Raw genomic sequence first — 13741 nt, 5'->3', positions numbered from 1 at the left:
CGCAATCTCATTAGGAATGCGACCGGTTTTGAACTCTGGGAAACCGCCAGGCAAATCAGCCGTCTGCAGCCTCGTCGCCGTCATTTGCATCAGGGCCGCCATTCTGCAGGAAGCGGTCCGCAATCAGGCCAGCATTCTGACGAAGCGCCGTCTCGATCTCGCGCAGGAGATCCGGATTGTCACGCAGGAACAGCTTCGCATTTTCGCGGCCCTGGCCAAGACGCTGGCTATTATAGGAGAACCAGGCCCCTGATTTCTCGACGATACCCGCCTTGACACCAAGGTCGACCAGTTCGCCGGTCTTCGAAACGCCTTCACCATACATGATGTCGAATTCGACCTGCTTGAAGGGAGGCGCCATCTTGTTCTTGACGACCTTGACGCGCGTCTGGTTGCCGATGACCTCTTCCCGCTCCTTGACTGCACCGATACGACGGATGTCGAGGCGAACGGACGCATAGAATTTCAGCGCGTTGCCGCCGGTCGTCGTTTCCGGCGAACCGAACATGACACCAATCTTCATGCGGATCTGGTTGATGAAGATGACCATGGTGTTGGACTTCGAAATCGAAGCCGTCAGCTTGCGCAGCGCCTGGCTCATCAGGCGCGCCTGAAGGCCCGGCAGATTGTCGCCCATTTCGCCTTCGATTTCGGCACGCGGCGTCAGCGCGGCAACCGAGTCGACGACAAGAACGTCGACAGCGCCGGAACGCACCAGCGTATCGGTGATCTCGAGCGCCTGCTCGCCAGTATCCGGCTGCGAGATCAGGAGGTTCTGCAGATCGACACCGAGCTTGCGGGCGTAAACCGGGTCAAGCGCGTGTTCCGCATCGACGAAGGCACAGATGCCACCCTTCTTCTGCGATTCCGCTATCGTCTGCAGCGCCAGCGTCGTCTTACCCGAGCTTTCTGGTCCGTAAATCTCAATGATACGGCCCTTTGGAAGGCCGCCGATGCCGAGCGCTATATCCAACCCGAGAGAACCCGTCGAAACCGTCTCGATCTCGACGACATTCTCATTCGAGCCGAGCTTCATGATTGAGCCCTTGCCGAACGACCGCTCGATCTGTGAGAGTGCCGCTTCAAGTGCCTTGCTTTTGTCCACCGATTTGTCCTCTACAAGCCGCAATGTATTCTGTGACATTCGATCCACCTTTAGGTTATTGAAGCCGCTCAAGCAATGTCGCCAGCGATGGCGATTTTGTACCGCATTTGTTCTCATTGCGCAAGTTGCGTGCAAATAATTGAAACAAAAAGGTAAACTTGCCAGTGTTCTACATTTGTTTTCGTGATGGAAAGCAACGGCTTAGATATAGCGCTCTGGTCGCCAGCCGACCAGCGGCGGCAGGACGATTCGTATCTTTCGACCATGCGGGACGATGAAATGAAGCGGAAGATTCTTGTCCTCGGCGGAGCCCACATCGACAGGCGCGGACGCATCTCAGGCGACACCGTGCCAGGCGCCAGCAATCCAGGCTCGTGGTTTGAGGAGCCGGGCGGCGGCGGCTTCAATGCGGCGCGCAACCTTGCCAGGTTGGGCTTCGATGTGACGATGATTTCACCGCGTGGCGGCGATCCGATCGGCGAGATGGTCGGCGAGGCGGCCGACTTCGCTGGGGTTCATGATCGCCCCTTCATTTTCCTGGATCGGAAGACGCCGAGTTACACCGCAATCATCGAGAACGACGGAAACCTCGTGATTGCGCTTGCCGACATGGATCTCTATCGGATGTTCGTGCCGCGGCGCCTTTCGATCCGTGCCGTACGTGACGCCTTTGCCGCCACCGATTTCATTCTCATTGATGCCAACCTGCCGGCAGAGACGCTGGCATCGATCGTCGAGCGCGCAAAAGCTCTCGGCAAGCCGGTGGGCGCGATCGCCATCTCGCCCGCGAAGGCCCTCAAGCTCAAACCATGCATCGAAGGGATCGACTATCTTTTCCTCAACGAGGCCGAGGCTGCCGCATTGACCGGCGAGCGCCCAAACGATCCCGCGCACTGGCCGTCACTGCTGGGTGACATCGGTTTACGCGGTGGCGTCGTCACCCGCGGCCAACGCGAGCTGATCGCCTTCGCGGATCGCCATGTTGTTGCCCAGCAGCCGGCAAACCTCGAAGATGTCGCGGATGTCACCGGGGCGGGTGACTCGCTTGCAGCCGGCGTTATCTCCGGATTGATGCGTGGAATTTCCTTGGCCGATGCCATCAGGGAGGGCGCCGCGGCCGCGGCACTTACCGTACAATCGCCGCATGCCGTCAATGAAAACCTCTCCCCAGATCTCGTGAGGGAGACGCTTTCCCTTGTTCCGCCGGCGAGAATTTTGCATTGAAGGCAATACCGATGAAATGGAAGCGACAATGACGAAACCGATCTCCCCCCTCCTGCCGATCGCCTACTCCAAGGAAGTCGCAAGCGCCAAGCAGCGCGGCGCGCCGATCGTGGCGCTTGAATCGACCATCATCACCCATGGCATGCCCTACCCTGGCAACATCGAGATGGCCCGCAGCGTCGAGGCGCTCATTCGTGAGCAGGGCGCGGTCCCAGCCACCATCGCGGTCATTCACGGTACGCTGCATATCGGCCTCGAATCCGACCAGTTGGAGCAACTGGCGCAGGCCAAGGACGTCCTCAAGGTTTCGCGCGCCGATCTCGCCTTTGCGATCGCCGAGCGCCGTCACGGCGCAACGACCGTCGCAGCAACGATGATCGCCGCCGAGCGTGCCGGCATCAAGGTCTTTGCAACGGGTGGCATCGGTGGCGTCCACCGCGGCGCGGAAGAAAGCTTCGATATCTCCGCTGACCTCGAGGAACTCGGCCGCACCAGCGTCATCGTCGTTTGCGCCGGCGCCAAGGCGATCCTCGATATACCGAAGACCCTTGAAGTCCTGGAGACCGCGGGCGTGCCTGTCGTCACCTACGAGAGCGAGGAATTCCCGGCCTTCTGGTCACGCTCGTCCGGATTGCGCAGTCCGCTGACGCTGAACAGCCCGGCTGCCATCGCCAACTTCCAGACTGTACGCGAGCAGCTCGGCATTGACGGCGGCATGCTCATTGCCAATCCGGTGCCGGAGGCAGACGAGATCCCCCGCGAGGAAATGGAAATCTATATCGAGCGCGCCCTCGACAGCGCCGAGCGCGACGAAATCAGCGGCAAGGAAGTAACCCCTTACCTGCTCAGCACGATCTTCGACCTGACCGACGGCCAGAGCCTAAAGACCAACATTGCGTTGGTGGAAAACAATGCTCGACTCGCGGCAGAAATTGCCGTCGCGCTGGCTGGCTGAGTTTGAAAAAGGGGCGCTGGGCGCCCCTTAACTGTCCAGCGTCTCCTTGACGACGACGGCAAGCTGCTTGAGGGAGAACGGCTTCGGCAGGAAGCCGAACTTGGAATCCGGCGGCAGGTTTCGGGCAAACGCGTCTTCGGCATAGCCTGAAACGAAGATGAATTTCAGGTTCGGATAGTTCTTGCGCAGTTCGCGCAGCAGCGATGGACCATCCATCTCCGGCATCACGACATCCGAAACGACGATGTCGACCTTACCCTCGAGCTCGTCCATGATATCGAGCGCCTCGACGCCGGACCCGGCCTCGTAAACCGTATAGCCGCGCGTCTCAAGCATGCGCTTGCCGCCGCGACGCACCGCTTCCTCATCCTCGACCAGCAGGATCACAGCCGAGCCTGTCAGATCCTCGGGCTGCTCCACCGCGGCGGGCGCCTGTTCCGCAGGTGTGCCGATAGTAGGCGTGGCGGCATCGCCTTCCGCGGCAACCGCTGGCTCGACAATGTGGCGCGGCAGGAAGACGCGGAACGTCGTGCCTTTGCCAACTTCCGACTCCGGCTGAATGTAGCCGCCCGATTGCTTGACGATGCCGTAAACCATCGCGAGGCCAAGGCCCGTTCCCTTGCCCACTTCCTTCGTCGTGAAGAAGGGTTCGAAAATCTTGTCCATGATCTCAGGCGCAATGCCGGTCCCGTTGTCCGAGACCTCGATGAGGACCATGTCCTCATGCGGCATGTAGGAATAGTTGAAAGCCGCCACCTCTGCCGCCGTCACGTTCTTCGTGCGAAGCGTCAGCTTCCCGCCCTGCGGCATCGCATCTCGCGCGTTGACGCAGAGGTTTATCAGCACCTGCTCGAACTGCGACAGGTCGGTCTTCACAGGCCAGAGATCACGGCCATACTCGACGTCGAGCTTTACGTTGGTACCGGACAGCAGGCGATCGACCAGCATCCTGAGGTCGCCAACCACATCGGTGAGATTGAGCACCGTCGGCCGCATCGTCTGCTTGCGCGAGAACGCCAGCAGCTGCCGCACGAGCACGGCCGCGCGATTGGCGTTGCGCTTGATTTCCATCAGATCCGCAAAGCCAGGGTCCGCCGGCCGGGCCTGCAGCAGCAGATGATCGGAGGACAACAGGATCGCGGTCAGGACATTGTTGAAGTCGTGCGCGATCCCGCCCGCGAGTGTGCCGACCGCATTCATCTTCTGCGTCTGCGCCATCTGCGCTTCGAGCGCCTTCTGCTCAGTCACCTCGACGGCATAGACGATCGCCGCCTCTTCCGGCGTCTCGTCGCTCTGGTCGATCACCGCGTTGACGTAGAAGCGGAAATGGCGTGCTTCATCGGTTGGCGTGCGCGAGTCGATCGGCGGGATATCGCCCTGGCGGTCCTTCGCCGCCGCGAGCGCCTGCTGCAGTTTGGATTTGTCGCTGTCCTGCACAATGACTTCGAGCAGCGCGCCGTTCTCGACATCATCTCGGGAAACGATACCCGAAAACAGCTTCAGGAATGGGGCATTGGTTCGCAGGATCCTGCCTGCCCCATCCACCGAGGCAATCGCCATCGGCGTGTTGTTGAAAAAGCGGGTGAATCGCATCGCGGCGGCCGAGGCGGACTGATCGTTCTCGCCGCTCTTCTGCCGCGTCAGTACGATCGACCGGCTCTCTCCAGGAGCGCCATCGCGCATCGACGTCACGCTGTGGACGATCTGCGCCGGCAGGCTCTGGCCGTTCATCTTCTTCAAGTCGAGATCGAGCGTCACCGTCTTTTTCAGGCCCGGATCGGCCTGCACCGACTGAATAAGCGCAAGCCCCTCGCCCGCGACAAAATCGCCGATCGTGACCGAACCCGGAACGAACTTGGTAAGATCGATGCCAAGCCATTCCGCCAGCGTTGCGTTGAGGTAGAAGATCTCTCCCTTGCGGCCGGCCGAAAAGAACCCGGCTGGTGCGTGGTCGAGATAGTCGATCGCATTCTGCAGTTCCTTGAAGAACCGCTCCTGATCGTCGCGCTCGGAGGTAATGTCGCTGATCTGCCAAATGTGGAGCGGCTTGCGTCCGATCTCCTCGCTCTGCAGGGTCCGTGCTTTCAGGCGGTACCAATGCGCTCCGGAACCGTTTGTCGAGGGGCCCAGGGACCGCAGCAGGCGGAATTCTTCGCTCCCCTCCCGGCCTTCGCGAAGCCCGTTGGAAAGGCGATAGAGCGCCTCGTTCGATTCCCGATGACGCGACAGCAGCGCTTCGAGCGTCTGAACTTCCGTCGACTTGCGAGCGCCCGTCAACTCGCCATAGGCCGCGTTCGCATAAACGATACGGCCTTTGTCGTCGGTGATGAGAGAGCCGTCGGGGTGACTGTTCAAAAATGCCCGCGCCAGGCTGTCGGACTGCCGCTGCGGCATGACTTCGATAAAGCCGATCACCGACGACACGAGGAAGAAGATCCCGACCATGGCAAGCACGCCGAGAACGCCGAGCACCATTTCGTTGTCGAGAGAACTCTTGAAAACGACGAACGCCGCGGCTGCGCCGATCAGCACAAGGGCCAGCAGGATGATCCGCAAAGCCGTTCCCGTGCGGCCCCCGCGGTCCAAGAGCGGTTCGCTATAATCGTCGGCCTGACGCGGTCTCGTCATCTATTCCCTCGCATGGCCTGCCGGGCTTCACTCGTAACAAGGAGACAAAGCAGGAATCAGGCGCCTTTTCCTTCTTACCAATTTGCGGTCTCCGCAAAAACACTGCTCTCTGTGAAGACTGATTGAATTCACAACGAAGAGCGCCAATTTCGCCATTAAAATGCGTTGTTAAGAAAGCATGTTCGAATTCCACTTCGGGTTGGCATGACTGGACAAGGCCATCACGACTTGTCTACGAAGTGGTAAAAGTCGCCATGTGGTTCAAAACCGCGAAGGGAGTAAGCCAAGATGTTCGATGATCTCATGGGAGCCTATGGGAGCCGCTTCCTTCTCGCCGCCGGCGGCGTTGGCATAGCTCTATTACTGCTGATCGTCGTGCTCTGGTTCATGCGTAACCGCGCACCTTCGCCCTTCCTTCGGGGGGGCCGCAACCGCCAACCACGGCTGCAGGTCCTCGATGCAGCCGCCGTCGATGCGCGCCGCCGCCTCGTCCTCGTCCGTCGGGATGACGTCGAGCATCTGATCATGATCGGCGGGCCGACCGATATCGTCATCGAGAGCAGGATTGGTGAGGCCACCGACAAGTCCGCACCGGTCGAGGCAAATGCTCAACCAGCCCCAGCCCTGGTGGCGCCGGCTCCCGCCCCTATCGCGCCACCACAGCTCGAGGCAGCGCCAGAGCCGCCGGCGCCCGTTCACATCGTACCGACCGAATCCCAGTATGTGCCCCCGGTCCGCGGTCATACGCCATCCGAACCCTACGTGCCCGAACGTGCGCCGATCGAAGCCAGGCCAGAACCGGTCATGGTCGCGACTCCCGCCTCGCCTGCGCCCGTCATCGCCGAACGTGAGCGTGCCCCACGCCCAGCGCCGTCTTTCGACCCGCGTCCTGAACCGCGACCGGCACCAGCCCCGATCGAAGCCTCGGCCGCGGCAGACATCCTCGATTCCGCCCGTCAACGCGTGTTGCCGCAGCAGCGCATCGAGCCGCAGGTGACGCAGCCTTCCGTCCGGAGCACTCCCGCGCCCGCACAGCCGTCATCGGCGTTCGTCGAGGTCGGCACGCTGGCGCCTGCCGCGCAGCCGAGCGACTTCCAGCGCATTCTCGAAGAGGAAATGACGAGCACGCTTGCCGCCGAGCGTATTGTGCCGACGCCACAGGCGCCCGCCGCAAAACCCGGTCCGGCGTCAGGCAACCAGCCTCGCCGCGATCCTGAAATGGCGCCGCTCACCGGCGCGGATGCCGCTCTTCAAAACGAAGTCGCACGCATTTTCGGCGAGATGAGCGTTAACCGCGACAAGTAGCGGATCAACCGAACAAAACAAAAAGGGCACCACGGTTTGCGTCGCGGTGCCCTTTTTGTTGTCGGTATGTAGGGACTTATTCGTCCCGGTAGACTTTTTCCCGCCGCTCGTGCCGCTCTTGAGCCTCGATAGACAGCGTCGCAATCGGTCGAGCATCAAGCCGCTTGAGCCCGATCGGCTCTCCGGTCTCCTCGCAATAGCCGTAGGTGCCGTCTTCGATACGTTGCAGTGCTGCGTCGATCTTGGAAATCAGCTTTCTCTGGCGATCGCGGGCGCGCAGTTCGATGGCCCGGTCGGTTTCGGACGATGCCCTGTCAGCAAGATCCGGGTGGTTTGCGCTTTCCTCGGCCAAGTGGTCGAGGGTTTCGCGCGCCTCTCTGAGGATGTCATTCTTCCAGGCGACCAGCTTGGCTCTGAAGTAAGCCCGCTGATTGCCGTTCATGAACTCTTCCTCTTCCGAGGGTACGTAGTTGCTAAGATCGATCTTCTCACTCAACGCGATTCTCCTGAAGCAGATCTCATGTGGCGGGTGTATATCGCGAGCACTACTGGTGATTCAAGCCAAATACGCTAGGTAAACAGTTTTTTAAATCTGTCATATTTTTGAGCTAACAGACTATTTTCTCATCACTATTCCCCCGAACGCCTATTCGCCTCCCGGTAACTCCGCACTTTCCTACCCGGATTTGGCCGCAACACCTGGCGCTGCGGTTGACGTGCGTGCCGCCGACCCGCTACTGAAAAAGTCCCTTCGACGTGGATTTTCCTATGGCTGCAATCACGCCTCCACCCTCCCGGATCTATCTGCTGCGGCATGCCGAAGCCGCTTGGGCAACACCCGGGCAGCGTGATTTCGACCGTCCCCTGAACGCGAAAGGCTATGCAGACGCCGAGCTCATCGCCGACAAAGCGGCGGACAAGGGGTACCGGCCGGATCTGCTTCTGAGCTCGACGGCAGCGCGTTGCCGCGATACTGCCGACGCGGTGCATCGGGCCATGGGCTCCACGCTCGAGCTTCGATTCGTCGATGAACTCTACAATGCATCGCCTGATATCTACCTCGAGATCATCGACGCCCAGGAGGCGCTCGGCTCTGTCATGCTTGTCGGCCACAATCCGACCATGGAGCAGACGCTTGAAGCGCTGATCGGTCACGAGGCGCTCCATCAGGCACTGCCGACAGGCTTTCCGACTGCCGGACTTGCGGTTTTGGACTATGACAGCGAGTTGACAGGCTGGCAGCTCGTTGATTTCGTGATCGACTAAGGTCTTTTCGCGGAACGTCTTTTCGCGTCGATCTGCCCTTCCTATATGGCTTGTCACGATTAGAAACCGGAACTCCGCCTTGCCGCCCAGCCTGACCTCCCTCTCCGATGACGCGCGCATCGCCCTGGACAATTTCGCGGACCGGGCATCGGGCCTCATCAATCCCACGGTGCGCCTTGGCGTCACTGGCTTGTCGCGTTCCGGCAAGACGGTCTTCATTTCCTCGCTGCTTCACAATCTGCTGCACGGCGGGCGGCTGCCTCTCTTCGAGCCAGTGCAGTCAGGTCGTGTCTCGGCGGTGCGTCTTGAGCAGCAGCCGGATGATGCCGTGCCGCGCTTCCAGTACGAAGATCACATCCGCTCACTCGTGAAGGACCGCGTTTGGCCCGATTCGACGCGAGCAATCTCTGAACTGCGCATTACGCTCGAATACCAGAGCGCCAGCGGCTGGAACCGGCTCTTCTCGCCCGGCCGCCTGTCGATCGACATTGTCGATTATCCAGGCGAGTGGCTTCTTGACCTTCCGTTGCTTGGAAAGGACTATCGGACGTTTTGCGAAGAGACGATCGCCTTGGCCGGAACGGGCATTCGTGCGGAACTCTCACGCGCCTGGCTTGCCCTTACACGCGCCACAGATAGCAACGCCCCGGCAGACGAAATGCGGGCTCGCGACCTCGCCACCGCTTTTGCCGATTATCTGAAAGCCTGCAAAGCCGATGAACGCTCGCTTTCCACGCTGCCGCCTGGCCGCTTCCTGCTACCCGGCGATCTCGACGGCTCTCCTGCCCTGACCTTCGCGCCGCTTGCACTCACGCCGGAAGCCAAGCCGCAAAAGGGATCGCTTTGGGCGATGATGGAACGACGCTATGAGGCCTACAAATCCGTCGTCGTGAAGCCCTTCTTTCGCGAACACTTCGCCCGTCTCGACAGGCAGATTGTCCTCGTCGATGCGCTGCAAGCCATCAACCGTGGTCCGGAGGCCGTGCAGGACCTCGAACGCGCCCTGACGGACGTTCTGGCCTGCTTCCGCTCGGGCACGAACTCATGGCTGACGTCGCTGCTTGGCCGCCGTATCGATCGCGTCCTTGTCGCCGCAACCAAAGCTGACCACCTGCACCATGAAAGCCATGACCGGCTCGACGCCCTCACCCGCCGCCTGGTCGACCGTGCCGTCCAACGCATTGGTGTCACAGGCGCGGGAATCGACGTCATGGCACTGGCTTCGGTCCGCGCCACGCGCGAAGCGACGGTGAAACGCGACGGCCATGACCTCCCGGTCATCGTCGGAACACCGATGGCAGGCGAGACTATCGGTGGAGAGAGCTTTGACGGCCACAAGAAGACGGCAATCTTTCCGGGCGACCTGCCGGCAGACCCGGAGAACCTGTTCGAGCGTATCGAATCCGGAGAAAATATCGTGCTGCCCGATGTCAGCGTTGTGCGTTTTCGGCCGCCGCACCTCGAAGAGACCGGTGGCGGCATAAAGCTTTCGGTCCCGCATATTCGCCTCGACCGTGCCATGCAGTTTCTGTTCGGAGATCGCCTCGCATGATCAAGCCGCCCTCCGAACACCCCGCACAGCGCGCGCCGGCCGCCTTCTCCTACGAGGAGGACACGCCCTCCACGCCTGTCACGACCAAACACAGCCCGCGAAAGCCCGGTAGCTTCACGGACGATGTCGTGCTGACCGCCGACGAGGACGATCCATTCCTCAACCCCGAAAAGGATGTCCCTCCAATTGCTGTCGCGCTGCCGCGCAAGCGTGGCACCTCATTCGCGAAAATCGCTGCCGCCGCTTTCGGCGTTCTCTTCTCCCTCGCCTTCGGGCTTTGGACCGACAGCCTCATCCGCAATCTTTTCAGCCGCGCGGATTGGCTCGGCTATGCGGCCCTTGGAGCGCTCGCAATCGGCATTCTGGCGGTGATTGCCATCGTCGTTCGTGAAACGGCGGGCATGATGCGGTTGGCGGCCGTGCAAGAAATCAAGGCGGAAGCTGAGGCCGCCATGGTGGAGACGAAGCCGGCGAAGGCACGTGCGCTGGTCAAGCGGCTGGAATCGTTGCTCTCCGGAAAGCCGGAGACGGCGAAGGGCCGGGCCACGTTGAAGGCGGCCGAAGGCGACATCATCGACGCACCGCATCTCATCGCCCTCGCGGAACGCGAGCTTCTGATACCGCTCGACCGGCAGGCACGGGCCCTGATCGTCAACGCTTCGAAACGCGTCTCCATCGTCACCGCCGTCAGCCCGCGCGCGATCGTCGATCTCCTGTACGTGCTCTACGAGGCGGCCCGGCTTGTCCGAGCCATGGCGGATCTTTATGGCGGCCGGCCGGGAACGCTGGGCATGATCCGGCTGATGCGTGATGTTCTAGCGCACCTCGCCGTGACCGGCTCGATCGCGGTCGGCGATAGCCTCGTGCAGCAGGTACTTGGCCATGGATTGGCGTCGAAGCTGTCGGCGCGCCTCGGCGAAGGCGTCATCAACGGCCTGATGACGGCCCGCATCGGGATCGCGGCGATGGATCTTTGCCGTCCCCTTTCTTTTCACGCGCTGAAACGTCCGGGAATCGGCGATTTCATCGGGGACCTGACACCGTCCATGACAGCGCGCGACAAGAATTCCTGAGAATTGAAACTTTCGTCGCGCCTGCCGTGGCAGAAGCGCTGCACCAAAATACTCGTCAAGAATTCAACGCACTAACATTCCGCGCCGTCCTCTGCGAGCCGCGGAATTACTTGCTGCTCATTGCTTTTCGGCCTAAAAGAAACCAAGCATTAACCATTCTTCGGCAAAACTTGAACCTAGTTAAGCGATGGTGTCGCTAGGGAAAATCCATGTATTCGCGCAAGTTTCTTCTTCTTTTCGGCCTGGCTGCGGTGGCGTTGTCACCGGCCGCCGACATGGCTTCGTCGGCGACTGCGGCGACACGTGACAAAGCCTTTTTCGAGTCTGTCGCCGGCACTTGGCGCGGTCCCGGCGAGATCGTTGCCGGAAAGTACAAAGGCACGAAATTCACCTGCAATCTGGTGGGCGAACCAGTGAGCGCCGGAGGTGCTGGCATCAAGCTCGACGGAAGCTGCAGGGTCGGCGTCTTCAAGCAGCCGATGACCGCGCTCATCACCCAGTCGGGGAGTTCCTACAAAGGGAAGTTTCTTGACGGCGCCGAAGGCAAGGGGCTCGACGTCGTGTCAGGTGCTGTCACACAGGATACCGTCGTCGTCGGCCTCAATCGTTCTAAGCTCAACGGCGCCATGATCGCCCGTGTCCGTGACGACAAGACCATGAACGTCACCGTTTCGGTCAAGGTCGAAAGCCAGATGATCCCCGTCATCGGCCTGACGCTGACGCGCCAGGTCGACGAAATCACGGTCGGCTCTGTCGAATAGCGTTCCAACCCCAGACATTCCAAAAGCGGCGGATTTTCCTGCGGATTTTCCGCCGCTTTTGCATTTCAGGCGATATGCCACCAAGCGCTGCTTTGATCGGCCACTTCGATCCCCTGCACATCGGCCTTCGCCAGCCACTCGAGAACGGTTGTTCCTTCGACAAGCATGTCAGGCGCAAAATCGGCAAGCGGCATCAGCACGAAGCCACGGTCCTTCATGCGCGGGTGCGGTAGCTCAAGTCGCGGTGCCGATTGCACCACATCAGCGTAGGTCAGGACATCAATATCGAGCGTTCGCGGCCCCCACCGCTCGATACGCTCGCGCTTCATCGCCCGTTCGATATCGAGGCAGACGTCGAGAAGCGCCTCGGGGCCAAGCGTTGTCTGGATTTCAGCACAAGCGTTGAAGAAATAGGACTGGTCGGTCTTTCCCCATGGCGGCGTCCGATAGAGCCGCGACACGGCTACCACACGACAATCGGAGCGCTGGTCAAGCGCCCTCAATGCCACGGCCATCGCGTGCACAGGCTCGCCGAGATTGCCGCCAAGGCCGAGTGTTGCCGTCTTGAAAGTGGACTCAGGCAAAGTGTTCGACGCTCACCTGAACGAAATCCAGAACGCCCGGCACCGGCGCGTTCGGCTTGCGCACCGTAATCTTTGCACGCTTGATTTGCGGAAACTTCGAACACAGCCCTTTGGCGATATCAAGCGCAAGCGCCTCGATCAGATAGCGACGCTTGCCCGTCACGATCTCCTCGATCACGGTGAAGGCAATGCCATAATTGACCGTGTCATTGATGGAATCGCTCTCCAGGGCGTCGCCAGCGACGACGTCGAGCTCGGCATCCACAAAGAAGCGCTGGCCGAGGAACTCCTCTTCGTCGTGAACGCCATGGCGGGCAAAGAAGGCACAGTTCTGAAGCGTGATGGTGTAGGTGGTGCTCATGCCAATTGTCCCTGCTCAAAGCTATAGCGCGCCGCGAGCATAGCATCGGCGATGGCCAAAGCGTCCTTGTTGATTGCGACATCGTGTACACGAAAAATGCTAGCCCCCGCCAAACGCAACAATACGCTTGTCGCAGCCGTTCCCACATCCCGATCGGCGGCTTCGCGACCTGTGATCGCGCCGACGAAACGCTTGCGCGACGTGCCGGCAAGCAGCGGCAACCCCAAGCGGCGCAGTTCTCCGAAACGCGCCATCAGTTCCACATTCTCCTGTATATCCTTGGCAAAGCCGAAGCCCGGATCCAGTACGATGCGATCCTTGGGCATGCCGGCCGCCGAAGCGAGCGCGAGCGAGCGCTCCAGGAAGTAGAACTGGTCTCCGATCACATCCGGAAGCTTCTCCCGATCGCGGCCGGTATGCATCAGGCACAGTCCCGCACTGGTATCGGCTGCGATCCTTCCCACCTCCGGCTCCTTCTGCAACCCGAATACGTCGTTGATTACATGCGCGCCTGCAGCGACGGCAAGCCGGGCGGTCTCAGCGCGATAGGTGTCGATCGAGATCAAGGCATCGGTCTTGCCGCGCAACGCCTCGATCACCGGCAGCACCCGGGCCTGCTCTTCCAGCGGAGTGACGACGTCTGCGCCGGGGCGCGTCGATTCACCGCCAATGTCGATGATCTCAGCGCCATCGCTTACCGCCTGGAGCGCATACGTCACGGCCGCATCGACCGTCTCGTATCGCCCGCCGTCCGAGAAAGAATCCGGTGTCACGTTGACGATCGCCATAAGGACGGCGCGCGCGCCCAGTTCGATCTCGCGGCCATGCCCGACGCGCCAGAAACTGCTCTCAAGCTGTGCCAACGGCATTCATCCTATCGATCGAAAAAGGCGCCCATGATCTTGCACTGGCCGTGGCTATGCCCCA

Annotated in this window: 13 protein-coding genes; 7 read left to right on the top strand and 6 right to left on the bottom strand. The window is 60.8% G+C overall.

Features of this window, described 5'->3' with window-relative positions:
- Window positions 1-55 precede the first annotated feature (55 nt).
- Complete coding sequence (gene recA, locus IB244_RS16050; protein ID WP_016554154.1) at window positions 56-1144, bottom strand: recombinase RecA; 1089 nt, start codon at window positions 1142-1144, stop codon at window positions 56-58.
- 240 nt (window positions 1145-1384) lie between these two features.
- On the opposite strand from recA, the gene IB244_RS16045 reads away from it, so the two are divergent.
- Together IB244_RS16045 and IB244_RS16040 are read left to right on the top strand one after the other, a co-directional pair.
- Window positions 1385-2329: a carbohydrate kinase family protein gene (locus IB244_RS16045; RefSeq protein ID WP_026371473.1), complete on the top strand. Its 945-nt coding sequence runs from the start codon at window positions 1385-1387 to the stop codon at window positions 2327-2329.
- A gap of 28 nt (window positions 2330-2357) precedes the next feature.
- Entirely contained in the window at window positions 2358-3284 is a 927-nt protein-coding gene (locus IB244_RS16040) for a pseudouridine-5'-phosphate glycosidase (protein ID WP_025661688.1), read from the top strand.
- Window positions 3285-3311: 27 nt separating this feature from the next.
- On the opposite strand, the gene cckA is transcribed toward IB244_RS16040, so the two are convergent.
- Entirely contained in the window at window positions 3312-5912 is a 2601-nt protein-coding gene (gene cckA, locus IB244_RS16035; protein WP_169680259.1) for a cell cycle histidine kinase CckA, read from the bottom strand.
- A gap of 288 nt (window positions 5913-6200) precedes the next feature.
- On the opposite strand from cckA, the gene IB244_RS16030 reads away from it, so the two are divergent.
- The gene (locus IB244_RS16030) at window positions 6201-7217 is read left to right on the top strand and encodes a flagellar biosynthetic protein FliO (RefSeq protein WP_192304790.1); all 1017 of its coding nucleotides are present in this window, start codon (window positions 6201-6203) and stop codon (window positions 7215-7217) included.
- A gap of 76 nt (window positions 7218-7293) precedes the next feature.
- On the opposite strand, the gene dksA is transcribed toward IB244_RS16030, so the two are convergent.
- On the bottom strand, window positions 7294-7713 hold the full coding sequence (gene dksA, locus IB244_RS16025) for an RNA polymerase-binding protein DksA (RefSeq protein WP_007532954.1): 420 nt from the start codon (window positions 7711-7713) through the stop codon (window positions 7294-7296).
- A 272-nt stretch (window positions 7714-7985) separates the two neighbouring features.
- Here dksA and IB244_RS16020 point away from each other — a divergent pair, with 272 nt between their 5' ends.
- From IB244_RS16020 to IB244_RS16005, 4 genes are all read left to right on the top strand, one after another.
- The gene (locus IB244_RS16020) at window positions 7986-8483 is read left to right on the top strand and encodes a SixA phosphatase family protein (RefSeq protein WP_018854849.1); all 498 of its coding nucleotides are present in this window, start codon (window positions 7986-7988) and stop codon (window positions 8481-8483) included.
- Window positions 8484-8562: 79 nt separating this feature from the next.
- Entirely contained in the window at window positions 8563-10035 is a 1473-nt protein-coding gene (locus IB244_RS16015) for a YcjX family protein (protein WP_018854848.1), read from the top strand.
- Window positions 10032-11108 carry a YcjF family protein gene (locus IB244_RS16010; RefSeq protein ID WP_018854847.1) on the top strand — a complete coding sequence of 359 codons (1077 nt, stop codon included), beginning with the start codon at window positions 10032-10034 and terminating at the stop codon, window positions 11106-11108. The genes IB244_RS16015 and IB244_RS16010 overlap by 4 nt, the downstream gene beginning before the upstream one ends.
- 209 nt (window positions 11109-11317) lie before the next feature.
- Window positions 11318-11869, top strand: a complete 552-nt coding sequence (locus tag IB244_RS16005; protein ID WP_018854846.1) for a hypothetical protein — start codon at window positions 11318-11320, stop codon at window positions 11867-11869.
- A 65-nt stretch (window positions 11870-11934) separates the two neighbouring features.
- Here the strand turns inward: IB244_RS16005 and folK are convergent, their stop codons facing one another.
- The 3 genes from folK to folP are packed head-to-tail and all read right to left on the bottom strand — an operon-like array spanning window position 11935 to window position 13683.
- Window positions 11935-12453 (bottom strand): 2-amino-4-hydroxy-6-hydroxymethyldihydropteridine diphosphokinase, encoded by a 519-nt coding sequence (gene folK / locus IB244_RS16000; RefSeq protein WP_169680256.1) that lies wholly within the window; start codon window positions 12451-12453, stop codon window positions 11935-11937.
- Window positions 12446-12814: a dihydroneopterin aldolase gene (folB, locus tag IB244_RS15995; RefSeq protein WP_007792223.1), complete on the bottom strand. Its 369-nt coding sequence runs from the start codon at window positions 12812-12814 to the stop codon at window positions 12446-12448. Before folB ends, folK begins: the two co-directional genes overlap by 8 nt.
- Window positions 12811-13683, bottom strand: a complete 873-nt coding sequence (folP, locus tag IB244_RS15990) for a dihydropteroate synthase (RefSeq protein WP_409564069.1) — start codon at window positions 13681-13683, stop codon at window positions 12811-12813. The genes folB and folP overlap by 4 nt, the downstream gene beginning before the upstream one ends.
- Window positions 13684-13741: the final 58 nt, after the last annotated feature.

This window comes from Rhizobium sp. RHZ02 (assembly GCF_014851575.1).
Taxonomy (GTDB): domain Bacteria; phylum Pseudomonadota; class Alphaproteobacteria; order Rhizobiales; family Rhizobiaceae; genus Rhizobium; species Rhizobium altiplani.
The sequence above is the reverse complement of the archived record's forward strand: the minus strand, read 5'-3'. Positions and strand labels throughout refer to the sequence as shown.